This is a genomic window from Flavobacteriales bacterium (assembly GCA_016700415.1).
Lineage (GTDB): Bacteria > Bacteroidota > Bacteroidia > Flavobacteriales_F > PHOS-HE28 > PHOS-HE28.
On sequence record CP065018.1, the window covers coordinates 165,827 to 180,650 of the forward strand.

Annotated in this window: 10 protein-coding genes; 8 read left to right on the top strand and 2 right to left on the bottom strand. The window is 60.5% G+C overall.

Features of this window, described 5'->3' with window-relative positions:
• Positions 1–14 precede the first annotated feature (14 nt).
• A complete protein-coding gene (locus tag IPP95_00730) occupies positions 15–794 on the top strand; it encodes a tail fiber domain-containing protein (protein ID QQS72795.1) in 780 nt (259 codons plus the stop codon).
• Between the two features lie 443 nt (positions 795–1,237).
• Here IPP95_00730 and IPP95_00735 read toward each other — a convergent pair whose 3' ends face one another.
• Positions 1,238–3,688, bottom strand: a complete 2,451-nt coding sequence (locus IPP95_00735; GenBank protein ID QQS72796.1) for an LPS-assembly protein LptD — start codon at positions 3,686–3,688, stop codon at positions 1,238–1,240.
• A 97-nt stretch (positions 3,689–3,785) separates the two neighbouring features.
• Between IPP95_00735 and IPP95_00740 the strand changes: the two genes are divergently transcribed.
• Genes IPP95_00740 through IPP95_00755 form a run of 4 tightly spaced genes read left to right on the top strand, consistent with a single transcriptional unit; the run spans position 3,786 to position 8,162 of the window.
• Positions 3,786–5,018: an N-acetylmuramoyl-L-alanine amidase gene (locus IPP95_00740; protein ID QQS72797.1), complete on the top strand. Its 1,233-nt coding sequence runs from the start codon at positions 3,786–3,788 to the stop codon at positions 5,016–5,018.
• An 11-nt stretch (positions 5,019–5,029) separates the two neighbouring features.
• Complete coding sequence (locus IPP95_00745; protein ID QQS72798.1) at positions 5,030–6,052, top strand: MCE family protein; 1,023 nt, start codon at positions 5,030–5,032, stop codon at positions 6,050–6,052.
• Positions 6,049–7,374: a (Fe-S)-binding protein gene (locus IPP95_00750; GenBank protein ID QQS72799.1), complete on the top strand. Its 1,326-nt coding sequence runs from the start codon at positions 6,049–6,051 to the stop codon at positions 7,372–7,374. The genes IPP95_00745 and IPP95_00750 overlap by 4 nt, the downstream gene beginning before the upstream one ends.
• Positions 7,371–8,162: a (Fe-S)-binding protein gene (locus tag IPP95_00755; GenBank protein ID QQS72800.1), complete on the top strand. Its 792-nt coding sequence runs from the start codon at positions 7,371–7,373 to the stop codon at positions 8,160–8,162. The genes IPP95_00750 and IPP95_00755 overlap by 4 nt, the downstream gene beginning before the upstream one ends.
• A 53-nt stretch (positions 8,163–8,215) precedes the next feature.
• On the opposite strand, the gene IPP95_00760 is transcribed toward IPP95_00755, so the two are convergent.
• Complete coding sequence (locus tag IPP95_00760; GenBank protein QQS72801.1) at positions 8,216–11,500, bottom strand: PD40 domain-containing protein; 3,285 nt, start codon at positions 11,498–11,500, stop codon at positions 8,216–8,218.
• Between the two features lie 192 nt (positions 11,501–11,692).
• On the opposite strand from IPP95_00760, the gene IPP95_00765 reads away from it, so the two are divergent.
• From IPP95_00765 to IPP95_00775, 3 genes are all read left to right on the top strand, one after another.
• Complete coding sequence (locus tag IPP95_00765; protein ID QQS72802.1) at positions 11,693–12,253, top strand: hypothetical protein; 561 nt, start codon at positions 11,693–11,695, stop codon at positions 12,251–12,253.
• An 87-nt stretch (positions 12,254–12,340) separates the two neighbouring features.
• Positions 12,341–12,748: a hypothetical protein gene (locus tag IPP95_00770; GenBank protein ID QQS72803.1), complete on the top strand. Its 408-nt coding sequence runs from the start codon at positions 12,341–12,343 to the stop codon at positions 12,746–12,748.
• 52 nt (positions 12,749–12,800) lie between these two features.
• The gene (locus IPP95_00775) at positions 12,801–14,822 is read left to right on the top strand and encodes a right-handed parallel beta-helix repeat-containing protein (protein QQS72804.1); all 2,022 of its coding nucleotides are present in this window, start codon (positions 12,801–12,803) and stop codon (positions 14,820–14,822) included.
• The last annotated feature ends 2 nt before the right edge of the window (positions 14,823–14,824 follow it).

Sequence of the window (14,824 nt, forward strand, 5' to 3'; positions counted from 1 at the left end):
CAAAGAGTTATGGCGTGTTCGGCAAGGCAACTGCCCCGAACAGTTGGGCAGGCTGGTTTGAAGGCAATGTGATGATCAACGGCAACGGCTTTCTCACGGGGATGATCCCGATCACATCCGATGCCAACCTGAAAACAAATGTCCAGGCTCTCACGAATGCATCGGAATTCTTGGATCAACTACTGCCGAAAACCTATGATTTCCTGGTCGATGAACATCCGGAGATCGCTTTGCCGTCGGGACCACAAATGGGCTTTATTGCGCAGGACGTTGAACTGATCCTGCCTCAACTTGTGAAGCAGGCCACGATCCCTGCGACCTATGATTCAACGGGCGCGCAATTGACCGCGTCGGAGGACATCAAGACATTGAACTACATCGGCATCATCCCTCTTTTGGTCGCAGGCTATCAGCAGCAACAAGCCACCATCGCCCAACTCCAAGACCAGATCAACAACTGCTGTTCTGCACAAGGAGGCGTGGCCCCACAAGGCGGCTCAGAGCACAGAATGGTACCACAAGAGAACGACCTCCACGAGCAGCGCTTGCTCATCATCCCCAATCCGGTTGCGGACCTCACCATGCTCGAGTACTACGTGCCGAAAGCAGGTAAAGTGAGCTTGCAGGTGAGCACCAGTGATGGGAAGCCCTTGGCCACCTTGCGTGAGGAGCTGGCCGAAGCCGGTGCATACAACTACAGTTGGAACACCACCAAGCTGGCGGCGGGCACCTACTTCTGCACTTTCATGTTGGACGGTGCTGTGGTGGTGAAGCGTGCGGTGAAGGTGAAGTGAAAAGAACAGGATAAAGGTGACCGCAGGGTCCGCCGACCATCGGAGATGATGGTTGGCGAGACCCTGCGGCTGCTTCTAACCGGCAAGGTGGTCGGTCAAGCCACGACGGTCGGCAATCTGGCTACACCAGACTCGCGCGAGTCTTCCCTGAATAATTTCTGGCGCGGGAGTTAGGCGAGTGTAGGCCTGTGCGCGGCAGGCCGTCCTCCCGTGCCCCCTTGAACAGTCATCAGGCTACGGATCCGGGATGTTGAAGGTGGATCTATTTTTAGCGTGTGTTGAGCGGAGACGAAGTCTCCCATGTCATCGCTGTTGGATCCGTTCATTGGCACGAGACATCCGCCTTGTGGAGCGCATAGTTCCGGAGGCGGAAGTCTCGCGCCAGAGAATTATGAGATCAACGTTGCGTCCGTTGTGAACGTTTCGGTTAAAAAACGGCGGTCTCAGTACAGCAGCTCGTTCTTATTCCCGAACGGCCTCCTCAGCTCGTACTTCAGGTCGTGGAGCACGCTGGCCTTCACGTTGATGCGGAAGGTGAAGCTCTTGCGCACGCCCATCGGGATCACGTTGGCGTTGAACTCCCAGCAGTGCAGGTCCCAGTAGAGGTTCAATGAGGTGGGCGTCCATTCGCCGGCCTCCATGTCGTAGCCGCTGCTGAAGCCGAGCTTCCAGTATTTGAGGATGTTGAGGTCGCCGCTGAAGAGCACGCTCTGCGTCTGCTGCTCGGTGTATTCCGCCACATGGTAGGCGCGGGCCATGCTCCAGCTGTAGTTCACGCGGAGGTGCCAGGGGATGTTGAAATTCACGCGTGCCCCTTTGCTGGGATCGGCCTCGGCCACCACTTGGTCGTCATCGGATTTTTCCGCCAAGGACTTACCGTAGCGCTTGCTCTGGAGTTCGAAGCCCAAGGCGGCGGTGGCGGTGCGCAGGTGGGCGAGCGAACCGTCCACTGTGCGGGTGGGGCGGTCCACGTTCCGGCCCAAGCTGTCGGTGGCATACGGGTCCCACGTGCTGGCGAGGTTGAGGTCCAAGAAGTTGAGCAGCCGGGTGCGGGCGGCGATGTTCACCGCGCTCCAATTCAGGGAATCCTTCAGCAGGTCGTAGTTCGCGTTGATACCGAGGTAGTCCAGGAACTTGATCTTCGTGAACTGCTGATCGCCTTTGGCATCGGGCTTTTTCGAGAGCATCTTCCCTTCGATGCTTTGCACAAGCCCCAAGGATACCAAACCGCTGGCTTTCGGGGAAGGCTGGCCATAGATGCCGATGTCATAAGGTGAATAGGATGCTTCCGCGCCATTGTACCCGAACGGGCCGGTGATCCGGGTATCGTTCCCCGGCAGGTAGGTGAGCGCTGCGGACGGCGTGATCACATGGCGGATCGCCTTCAGTCTTCCCTTCCGGAAGCCATACATGCCGTAGAGCTTGCTGGTGGCGGTGGCACCGATGTTCCAGTCGAATAGGTTGTACAGGCCCGGCACGGTGTCCACGGCCACGGAATCGTTCGCGGCGTAATAGGTCTTGCTCAGCGCGTCGAAATAGTTGCGGTCGGTGATGTTCACCTGCGGGTTCAGCGTGAAGGCGCGCGTCTTGATGGAGGAGCTGATCGATGCGGTATGGCGGACGCCGTTGCGCAACTTGTCGATCAGGTTCGGGATGTTGGCGATGGAGATCTGGTCCTCGGTGGTGCTGAGGCGGTTGTCGAAGACGGAGTTCCACGTGACGCCGATCTGGTCGAACCATTTCGGCTTGCCGGTGGCCTCGGGATGGAACCAGGTGCCGGGGAAGAAGCGCTGCGCATTGAAATTCACCGAGGGCAGGGTGATGTCGAAGGTGCCGTTGATGGTGTTCTGGCTGTGCCGTGCGGCCACGCTGAGGCTGTAGGGCTTTCCGGGCCAGAGGTGGCTCCAGTTCACGTTGCTCTGGAAGGTGTTGCTGAGGTAGTCCTGCGTGGAGCTGTTGAAGTTGTTGGTGAAATTCTGGCTGGAACCCACGTTCACGCTGGCGTTGAAGCGGTCGGTGAGGCTGGCCCGCGGGTCCATCAGGTGGCTCCAGCGGACGAAGAAGGTGCGCTGCTCGCTGAAATCCGGGTACTCGCGGATGCTGTTGACCTTGTCGCTGTATTGCAGGTCCATGTTCCCGCCATAGCGGTAGCGCTTTTTGTAGCGCGTAACGGAGCGCAGGCCCCAACTGCCCTTGCTGTAGATGTCGCCCGTGAGATGCTCGTCGAAGTTGTCGCTGATGGGGATGTAGTAGCCACCGTTCAGGAGGTAGAAGCCGAACTGGTCCGAGGTGCCGAATGTGGGGATCAGCAGCCCGGCGGTTCCGCCTTTGTGGTTGGGGAAGAAGCCGAATGGCGCCACCAGCGGGGTGGGGACCTTTCCGATCTTCATGATCGCCGGGCCTGTCACGATCTTGTCGTCCGGGATCACCATCATCCTGCTCACGGCGAAACGGTAGTGCGGGTGGGGCCGGTCGCAGGTGGTGAGGCTGCCGCCGCGGCTATGGATCTCCCCGTTCGCGTGGCGCTTGCTGATGCGGGCCATGGCGTACATCTGGGATTCCTGCGTGCGCACCTCCTTGATCAGGCCCTCCTTCGTCTTGAAGTTGTAGCGGATGCTGTCCGCGGTGACCTTCTCGCTTCCCTGCGTAAATTCCGGAAGGCCCACCGGCGCTCCGGCGCTGTCCCGCGTTCCGAAGGCCTGCACTTCCTCGTGCGCCAGATCGAGCATGATGCGGTCCGCCGTGAGCTGCACATCCTCGAATTTCACCTTCGCGGCGCCAAAGAGGTACACGGTTTGCCGGGCCAGGTCGTAGCGTATGCTGTCCCTTGCCCCATACTTCACTTCACTTTCCAGATCCTGCGCGGCGGCGGCGCCCCATGCGGTTACTGACATGAGCGTGATGAAAAGCGCGCGGAGCGTGGCCCCGGCCCTGAAGGGACGGCCCATACTTTCGCCGCGACGGCCTTTGTTTGCCGTTATGTTACCGGATATGCAGGGATCACAGGACATCAGCGGGCACGCCTGCTCGGCGACCGCGCCGAAAGTAGCGGTTGGCACCGGCGCAGAGCGGCAGATCATCAGGGATAGGAGCAGGGAATGGTGGCTGATCGCTGTTTTCGTGCTGGCCTGCACCGCACATGCCATGCCGCAAAAGTCGGTAAGCGATGCCAATATGGTCGGCACGGTGGTCCTGGACGCGGGCCACGGCGGTAAGGACCCCGGCAACCTCGGCACCAAGCGCTACAAGACCACAGAGAAAGACGTGGCCCTGGCAGTGACGTTGCTGGTGGGCAAGTACATCAATGAGAACCTGCCGGAAGTGAAGGTGATGTACACCCGCGAGGACGACCGCTTCATCGAGCTGATGGAACGGAACAACATTGCGAACAGGAACAAGGCCGATGTGTTCATCAGCATACACTGCAACGCGAACAAGAGCACGGACCCCCACGGTTGCGAGACCTATGTAATGGGCCTGCACAAGACGGAAGCGAACATGCGCGTGGCCATGAAGGAGAACGAATCCATCCTCTTAGAGGCGGACCATGCCCTGAAATACGACGGCTACGACCCGAAGGACCCTGAGAGCATGATCGCCCTGAGCCTACGCCAGAACGCCTATTTGGACCACAGCTTGCTGCTGAGCTCCTTGGTGCAGGCCCAGTTCAAGGACCGTGTCAGTCGCGTGGACCGTGGCGTGAAGCAGGCGGGTTTTCTGGTGATCAGCTACACCACCATGCCTGCGGTGCTCATCGAGCTGGGCTTCCTCACCAATGCGGACGAGGAGGACTTCCTGCAAAGCGCCAAGGGGCAGGACTACATGGCATCCGCCATCTACCGGGCCTTCAAGGAGTACAAGAACCGGATCGAGCACAAGGACGTCACTTTCGTGGAGCTGGAAGCCAAGGCCGACAGCACTGCGGTCGACACCTCTAAGACCGTCACGAAGCCGGTGAAGGACAACAGCGTCCGGTTCAAGGTGCAGATCGTCACCAGCAGCAAGCGTATTCCGGTGAAGTCGCCCAAATTCAACGGGTTGGACGTGGAGGAGATGCAGGCCGACGAGCTTTGGAAGTACAGCGTGGGGGGCGAGCCTGATCTGGCAGGGGCGAGGAAGATCCAAAGCACCTGCAAGGACAAGGGTTTCACCGGCGCTTTCATCACTGCTTGGCAGAACGGAAAGCGCATCGATCTGCAGCAAGCTGTTAATTTGGTCCGCTAACCTCCACGCCCGTGCCAAAAATCAAACGACAGTATTCCATCGCGCTGATGGCGATCGGTGGCATCGTCCTGCTGATCTTCGGGTTGAACTTCCTCAAGGGGCTGGACCTGCTGAAAGGCCGCAACGTTTACCACGCGGTCTATACCGATGTCTCAGGCATCAACGACGCCACGCCGGTGCTGTTCAACGGCTACAAGGTGGGGCAGGTGATCAGCACCGAAATGCTGCCCGACGGAACAGGGCGCATCGATGTGAGCTTCCAGATCAAAGAGAACCGCCTGAAGCTCACCAAGGACACCCGTGTCGAGCTCTTTAGCGCCGATCTCTTCTCCCGAGCAGTACGCGTCATCTTGGGAAATGGTCCGGAGGCCTTGCGCGGCGACACCTTGGTCGGTAATGCCGAATTGAGCCTCACGCAATCGGTGGGCGCCCAGATCGACCCCCTGAAGCGCAAGGCCGAGGGCATGCTCGCCAGCGTGGACTCGGTGCTCAGCGCCTTGCAGCTGATCCTCAATGAGGATGCGCGAGGCGACATCGATGCCAGCTTCACCAACCTGCGCGCCACCATGGAGAACATCAACTCCACCACGCACGGCCTGGACCAGCTCATCGCGACGCAGACCAAGCATATCAATGCGATCCTCTGCAACCTGGACACGCTCTCCGGCGCTTTGGTGGCCAACAGGGAACACTTGGACAACATCTTTACGAACATGGACAGCGCCACCGCCGCCTTGGCCAACGGCCGCCTGGAGCGCATGATGGCGAATCTGGAGTCCACCTCCAACGACCTGAAGGCCACCATGGAGAAGATCAACAGCGGGCAGGGCACGCTCGGAAAGCTGATGACCGACGACAGCCTGTACCACAACCTGAATTCCGCCAGCCATCAGATGGACCTGCTGCTGGAGGACGTCCGCTTGAATCCGGGCCGTTACCTCTCCATCTTCGGCCGGAAGGACAAGCTGCCCAAGCTCAGCGGCTCCGACATCGAGCGCATCCGTGACGCCTATCCACCGAAGACCACGCCATGAGCATCGCGTCCATTGTCTTCCTCCTTGCGTTCGCGGCCGCCGCTTGGTGGTTCACGTGGAATGTGAGGCGCATCCGGAGGAACATCCTGCTGGGCCGTGATGAGGACCGCACGGACCGCCCCGCGGAGCGTTGGGCGTTGATGACGAAAGTGGCTTTGGGCCAGAGCAAGATGGTGGTGCGGCCCGTCGCCGGGATCTTGCACATCGTCGTTTACGCGGGCTTCGTGATCATCAACATCGAAGTGCTTGAGATCATCATCGACGGCATCTTCGGCACACACCGCGTGCTCAGCTTCCTCGGCGGCTCCTACGACTTCCTCATCGGCAGCTTCGAGATCCTCGCGGTCCTCACGTGGTTGGGCTGCGCGATCTTCCTCATCCGGCGCTTCATCCTGCGCATCAAGCGTTTCTGGTCAAGGGAGATGACCGCCTGGCCCCGCACGGACGCCGGTCTCATCCTCACCTTCGAGATCCTGCTGATGTCGGCCTTCCTGCTGATGAACGCCGCCGACCACACGCTGCAAGGCATGGGTGCGGAGCACTACATCGTGGCCGGAGCCTTCCCCATCAGCGCGCACCTTGCACAGCTCTTCCACTTTGGCAGCCTCGCACCTTCCACCCTCATCGGCATCGAACGATCCTGCTGGTGGTTCCACATCATCGGCATCCTCGGTTTTCTCAACTACCTGCCGTACAGCAAGCACTTCCACATCCTGCTGGCCTTCCCCAACGTGTGGTACAGCAAGCTGAAGCCGAAGACGGAGATGTCGGAAATGCCGCGCGTGTCGGCGGAGGTGAAGAGCATGCTGGACCCGTCCATCCCGCCGCCCGCCCCGCCTGCGGAACCCACGAACGGTCTTCCGCCCGAGCACTTCGGTGCCAAGGACGTCTTCGACCTCACCTGGAAAAGCCTGATGGACGCCTACACCTGCACCGAGTGCGGACGTTGCACCAGTGAATGCCCGGCCAACATCACCGGCAAGCTGCTCAGCCCGCGCAAGATCATGATGGACACCCGCGATCGCTTGGAGGAAGTGGGCAAAGTGATCGATTCGAAAGGCAAGTGGGAGGACGACGGCAAGAGCCTCTTCAGCCGGATCAGCGAGGAAGAGCTCTGGGCCTGCACCACCTGCAACGCCTGCACCCAGGCCTGTCCGGTGAACATCGATCCGGTGAACATCATCCTTGACATGCGCCGCTACTTGGTGATGGAGGAAAGCAAGGCGCGCCAAGAGCTCAACGCCATGTTCACGACGGTGGAGAACAACGGGGCCGCATGGGCTTTCGGGCCTGATCAACGCATGAAGTGGACAGAGGAATGAGCGAACCCATCCAAGTGAAGACCATGGCCGACTACGCGGCCAGCGGAGAAGTGCCCGAGGTCCTCTTCTGGGTGGGTTGCATGGGCTCCTTCGACGATCGGGCGCGTAAAATTTCCAAAGCTTTCGTCCGCATCATGAACGCGGCCAAGGTGAAATTCGCCGTGCTGGGGCAGGAGGAAAGCTGCACTGGTGATCCCGCGCGTAGGGCCGGCAATGAGTTCTTGTTCCAAATGCAGGCTTTGCAGAACGTCACCGTGCTCAACGGCTACGGCGTGAAGCGCATCGTCACCGCGTGCCCGCACTGCTTCAACACCATCAAGAACGAATACCCTGCGCTGGGCGGCGAGTACGAGGTGATGCACCATACACAGTTCATCAACGCGCTACTGAAGGAAGGCCGCATCACCGTGGACGGTGGCAGTTTCAAAGGCAAGCGCATCACTTTCCACGATCCCTGCTACTTGGGACGGGGCAATGGCGAATACGAGGCCCCGCGCGAGGTGCTGCTGAAGCTGGATGCCGCGCTGGTGGAGATGAAGCGGAGCAAGGCAAAAGGGCTGTGCTGCGGTGCGGGCGGCGCGCAGATGTGGAAGGAGGCCGAACCCGGCGACAAGGAGGTGAACGTGGAACGTGCCGAAGAGGCCATTGGCACCGGGTCCGACATCATCGCGGCCGGATGCCCGTTCTGCAACACCATGATGACCGACGGCGTGAAGCACTTCAACAAGGAAGGCAGCGTGGTGGTGAAGGACGTCGCGGAACTGATCGCGGAGGCGGGAGATCTCTAACCCCTCTCACTCAGTGGGCCGAACCGGCGACATTGAGCGAACTAAGGGCTGGATCATTTTTTTCCTTCTAACAACACTTTCACCGCCGCGCCGATCTGCTGGTCCGTGCCCGTGCTGAGCAACCCGGGTTCAGCGGCCTGCTTCACATCGGGTTCCAACTGCTGGTTCTCCAGGTAATTCCCGTTGTTGTCCACCATGCCCACCTGCGGGATCCCGAAGATCACGCCGTTCTGCAGGTCCTCCCACCAGACGGCGGTGCCGGTGCCGGGCACGGGCATGCCCACCAGCTTGCCGATGCCGAGGGCCTTGTAGGTGAAGGGGAACATGTGCGCATCCGAATAGTTCGATTCGTTCATCAGCACCACGCTGGGCTTGGTCCATTTGAACTGTGGCTCGGTGCCGAGGTCCTGTCCGCGTGGCTGCAGATGCATGTAAACGTGGCCGTTGAGGAAGGTGGCGAGGTCATCGTGCAGCCAGCCGCCCCCGTTGAAGCGGGTGTCCACGACCAGTGCGTCTTTGCCGTAGTATTTGCCAAGCACCTCCTCATACACGGTCTTGTAGCTGTCGTTGTTCATCCCGCGCACATGCACATACCCCACGCGGCCCCCGCTGATGCTGTCCACTGCGTGGCGGTTCCGTTCCACCCAGCGGTGGTAGAGCAGCTCGTTCTCCTCACCTTCATCGATCGGCTTCACCGTCTCTTCCCAGCGCTTGCCGGTCTTGGGGTCGAAGAGGGAGAGCAGTGTATTGCGCCCCGCTTTGCGGTCCAGCAGCCGGGCGGGATCCTCCTTGCTGGAGATCGCGATGCCGTCGATCTTCTCGATCACCATACCGGCCTTGATCTTCGAACCCGCTTTTATCACGGGCGAACGCTCCATCACTTCGGCGATGGTCAGCCCCGGCATGGTGTCGTTGGTATAGAACAGACCGAGGTGTGCCGTAGCATCACCCTGCGGATCGCGGTCCCGGTAGTAGGCACCGGTATGTGACGCGTTGAGCTCGCCCAGCATCTCGCTCAGCAGCTCGGCGAAGTCGTTGTCATTGTTGATGTACGGCAGGTATTGCGCGTACTCCTTCTTGTAGTATTCCCAGTCCGTGCCCTGAAGGTCCTTCACGTAGAACTTCTTCACCATCTGCCGCCATACATGCCCGAAGAGGTGGTCACGTTCGGCCGCGGCGTTCAGTGTCATCTCGCCATTGATGCCCACGCCCTTCACCTCACCCTTGTCCAGGTCCACCATGGATATGCCGCCGTTGTTGAGGAAGAACAGGTTCTTGCCCTCCTTGTCCATCTCCAGACTGCCCGCGTCTTCAGCGCCGATCTTCACCAGCAGCTTCGTCTCCTTGCTGCGCACATTCGTCTCCCAGAGGTCATAGCCCTTTTCAAAGGAGGCCAAGTAGTAGAGCTTTTCACCGTCCTTGGAAAGCACCGCGTCCGCCAGATCAGAGGAGTTGATCGTGAGGCGCACCTTCCGGTCCTCGATCCCGTCCAGTTCGAATTTCAACGGCGCGACGGTGCTGTCCTTCTTCACTTCTTTACTTCCCTTACCTCCCTTACCTCCTTTACCACCCTTACTGTCCTTACCATCTTCACCATCCTCTCCCTTCTCATCGCCTTTGCCCTGCTTCTTCAGCAATTCGTATTCCTCCTTGTTCAGCTTGAAGGTGTCCAGCGCTGCCTGCGTGAAGAACATGGCGTACGCATCCTCCTGGCCTCCCCAGCTGGCCTGGTTCTTCATGCCGTCGCGACCGCTGAACCAGAGCATCGCTTTGCCGTCCAGTGCCCACTTGGGGTGTGCGCCGCCGTGCCCGCTCTTGGTGAGGTTCACCACGGGAGAATTCCCCGATGCGCTCACAAGGCCGCATTGCGTGATCCACTGGTTGCCCTGGAGGAATTCCACCAGCAGCCACTTGCTGTCCGGTGACCATGAGAAGTATTGATCGCCGTCGCTGTAGCTGTAGTTGCGGTCGCCCGGCAGGATGGTGCGCGTTTTTCCGCTGGCAAGGTTGACCACCTTCACGGTGGTGCGCTCCTCGAGGTAGGCCACCTCTTTGCCGTCGGGCGAGAAGACGGGCTGGAATTCCTCTGCGGGCGTGGCCAGCACGGCTTCCTCCTTCAACACCGTGGCATTGAAGAACTGCTTCTCGGATTTACGTGTGAGCGAGGACCGGTAGAGATCCCAGCTGCCTCCCGCAGCATTGCGGGAGCGCTCGCTGGCGTAAATGATGCTGCGGCCGTCCGGGCTGAAGCTGGCGGAGCGCTCCTGCTCCGGCGTATCGGTGATGCGGCGTGTGGTACCCTCCTTCACCGAGGTGACGAAGACATCGCCGCGATGCACGAACACCACTTCGTTGCCGTTCGGCGAAAGGGTGATCTCCGATGCATCGCCCTTCACGGGTATGGTCTTTTCGGCGGCGTACCGGCTGTCGGTGGCAGTGCTCACTGTGATGCGTTGCGGGGCCGCGCCGGGTGCCATGGTGTACAGGGCGCCGCGGAAGGCGAAGCACAGCGTTCCGTTGGAGCTGATGGAGAGGTAACGCACCGGGTCCTTGTCCAGAAAAGTGATCTGCGTGGAAGGTCCGCCGAAAATGCTCGTGCGGAACACGTTCATGGAACCCTTCGCTTCGCTGAGGAAGTACACCTGCATGCCGTCCGGGCTGAAGACCGGGTTCAGGTCCTCACCGTTGAAGGTGCTGATCTGTGCGTACTGCTTGTCCTTGACGTCGTACGTCCAGATGTCACGCGTCACCGATGAGGTGTGGTGCTTGCGGAAATTGTTCTCGTAGCCCTTGATGTCCTGGTAGACGATGGTGGTCCCGTCCGGGCTATAGCTCGCATTGACGGCCGCTGTTGACATCACGCGCAGAGCCTCGCCACCGCCCACGGGCACTTGGTACAGGTCCCCGAAGCGACCGCTGGGGAACTGCCGGTCCGCTGCGCTATACAGGCGGTTGCTGCTGAAAAGGACGGCGGAGTTGTCCGGCGTGAGATCGCTGGGGACATCGTTGGCGCTGTTGTAGGTAAGCCGGGTGGCCGGGCCGCCGGTGCTCGGCATGATGAACACGTCATTATTGCCATGGCGATCGCTGGCGAAGGCGATCCACTTGCCATCATGGGACCACACCGGTGAATGCTCATAGGCTTCGTTGGTGGTGAGCAGGGAGGCCGTTCCTCCGGAAGCATCCACGCGCCACAGGTCGCCCTGGTAGCTGAAGACGATGCTGCTACCGTCCGGTGAAATGGCAGGGTAGCGGAGCCACAATGCCTCGTTCTGCGCGGTGGTGGAGAGGGGGAGGAGGGTGAGCGCGCCGAAAGCGTAAAGGAGGATGCGGTCCATGTTGAAAGATGTCGTTGGTGGACGATCGAAGGTGCCAAATCTATCCGTCAGCAGCCAAGCGCATGGTTGAATATACTAGGGCGATCGCTTCTTCCGGTTCAGAGTTTCACGACGGTGTTGAGTTTTCCCCTCCTTTTTTCAAGGAGGGGAAGGGGTGGTGCATTACTTGAGCGAACCACCCCCAACCCCTCCTTGAAAAAAGTAGGGGAGACCCCGGCCTTGAATGTGATGGCCGGTGATGCCGACCTTTGCCCCATGGAAGCTCAGACCACAAAACCGACACTTGCCACGATGCCCGCCCATTCCAGGGTATGGATGTACAAGAGCGCCGTTGCCTTCACCCCGGAGCGATCGGCTGCGATCAGCAAGCAGGGGCAAGCCTTTGCGGATTCATGGGTCTCCCATGGCGAAGAGGTACGGACGGCCTTCGGGGTGCTTAACGACCATTTCGTGGTCATCGTCGCCGACATGGCGGACATGGTGATCTGTGGTGGCAGCGTTGACGGATCCGTCCAGTTCATCAAGCGGCTGGAAGATGACATGGGCCTCAGCCTGACCGATCGCATGGTGGTGCTCTATGAAAAGGACGGCGCCATCCGCTCGTGCCGCGTGCCCGAAGTGGAGGACCTGTTGAAGACCGGGGAGATCACCGCCGACACCATCGTCTTTGATGATCTGGTGGCCACAAAAGCCGATCTGGACGCGCGTTTCCGCACGCCGCTGCGGAACACATGGATGGCACGATACCTCTGACCTTGCGCCGGTTACTCACGGTGCATTGTTGGCGAAAGCCGCCTTCCACGGTCCTGCTCCACGCCCGTGTTCCTGAAATTCGCCGTTATGCGCGAACAGATGGACCATTGGTGGCGGATCTTTCCTGCGGGCACGGGGGACGTTGTCGTGCTGCTCGTCCAGTTGATCGTGGCCCTTGCCGTAGTGGGCTGGGCCTATAACCGGGGCTATCGGGCCCATGACCGAGGACCCTTGCTGCGCTTGCCGCTCCTGACCGTATCGTTCGGACTGGCCCTGCTGGTCCGCAGCTTTCACCAGGAATGGTGGCAACCCTTGGTGATCGCCTTCGCTGTCATCGTCGCGGGCTTCTTCGATCGGAACGACAATGGCCGTGGACTGGTGGTGCCCATCATGCTGATCGCCACATTGCTGGGCCTCGGACTGATCCTCAGCGCCTTGGTGCTCACGGTGGTGGCCTTGCTCGTGTTCATGCTCAGCCCCGTCGCCAAGCGATGATCCGGTATAGCGACCACAGCGCATGAGGAAAGGGAGGCGATCCAAGACCACGGTGCAATCATGGTTGTTCGGCCTCGCCGTGCCCGCCGTGGCGCTCTTCATGATCTTTTCGCTTTTACCATACGATCGGATGGTGGCACATTGGCCGTGGGGCATCGGCAAAGAGGAGGTGATGGCCTATCAACACCTCTTCGACCGCCGGCCCGGGCAACATGTGCAAGGCGATGCGGAACTCTTCAAGCTCACTGGCGGGGATCAAGGGAGCGTGACATTGAGCGCGGGAAAGGAGGAAGCGGCGGCCACCATCATGCCTTTGATGATGAACGCAAAGGGTACGCCGGTCGTGGGCGGGATCGCTTTGGACTTTCCCGAAGAGCACCCTTTCCGCGGCACCACGGCCATGGCTTTGGTACCTGCGGACCTGCGCTCGTTGGAAGCGCTGTACGCCCAAGCCGTTACCGATTCCTTGGACATCCTTGCGCCCGGATCCGCGTTGGTCCAAGTGGAACGCGACGGAAAGAAGCTCGGTGCCTTTCTCGCTCAGGAACGCATCACGTCCGACTATGTGCTGAAGCATGCGCCCTTGGCCATGGTGCTCGTGTCGGAGAACGGCACGGTGCCGCCGGACGGACGACCCACGACCGTCGTCGGCGATACGTTGGGCAACGCGGAGAACCAACCTTTGCACGCGGACCGCTTTGACACTTCCGCCACCGCGGCCTTGGGTTTGCTGGCCCTTGCGGAACAACGGAGCAGCCTTCTCAACGGAATTGGCGGCGCCTTGTACGACCGCGTCACCGGCCGGGTGCTGCCGCTCTACCGCATGCGCTTCGGCGCGGACACTGCATGGACCGACGGTCCTATTGCTACAACCTTCCGCAACGCGATGGCCACTGCGAAGAACCGATCAAGCATCACCCGGCTGGCCGATCGCTTGCGTGCGGACAGCGCAGCTTGGACGGCACGATTCCTCGCCATTGATTCCGCAGCGGTGCCCGTATTGGCCAACGGCCGCAACATCGGGCTGGTGCAGGCGGAGGTGGACCACACGCGGGAGCAGTTCATGCAGCGCCTGTTCCATCCGGCAACGGCGGGCTTCATCGGCGCGTCCACTGCGGAGCCTGTAGCTGCCGCAATTCCGTTGGACCCTTGGCTGAAGCCCTTCCGCAGCGACCCCGACACCATCCGTTTCGTGCGCGGCAAGTACGAGATCGATCATGACCTCGTGCTGCCGAAGGGCATGGCGGTGGTGCTGGAACGAGGAACGCGTTGGTTCATCGCACCGGGCGTGAGCGTGGTGGTAAACGGCGAGTTGCACATGCGCGGCACGGACCTCAATCCCGTCTTCATCCGCCCCATGGACGATGCGCAGCCTTTCGGCTCCATCGCTGTGAACGGCACCGGCGCTACACGTGTCCGCATCCGCGGTTTGCGCATGAGCGGCGGCAGCGACCTGCTGCTGGACGGCATCCGGCATGGCGGCATGCTCAGCTTCATCAGCGCCGACGTGCACGTGGATAATTGCAGCATTGGCCCCACATTCGGGGATGCTTCCATCAGCCAGCGTCGCGGCACTTTGGCGATGAGCGATTGCTATCTGGCCGGAGCGGGACATGGATACGTGGACCTCTCGGAGGTGAACGGATCCATTGAGCGCTGTGCCTTCATCCAACCTGCTGGTGGCGGCGATGCCAAGACCCGCACCGGACTTGGCCTGCGTGCCTCGCACATGCTGGTGCGTAGCTGCACCTTTGCCGATCTGCCGTTCGTGGCACTGCGCGCGGGGCGGGCCAGCGAGGTCTTGGTCACAGGCAGCCAGTTCACCAACAACGCAATGGCCATGCGTGGCTCGGACGGGTCAAATCTGGACGTGGACGCATGCACCTTCACGGGGAACGAAAAGGTCTTCGTGCTGCACCGCGACAAGGTGGTGCTGGGAGGTGCCACCTTGATGCTTTACGCCAACACCTTGACGGGCAACACGACCGAACAGGAGGTGGATGCCACGAGCACCGTGAAGACCGGTACCGCCGTGGATCCGAAGCTGCGCCAAACGTTCGGCGCGCAGAACTGATC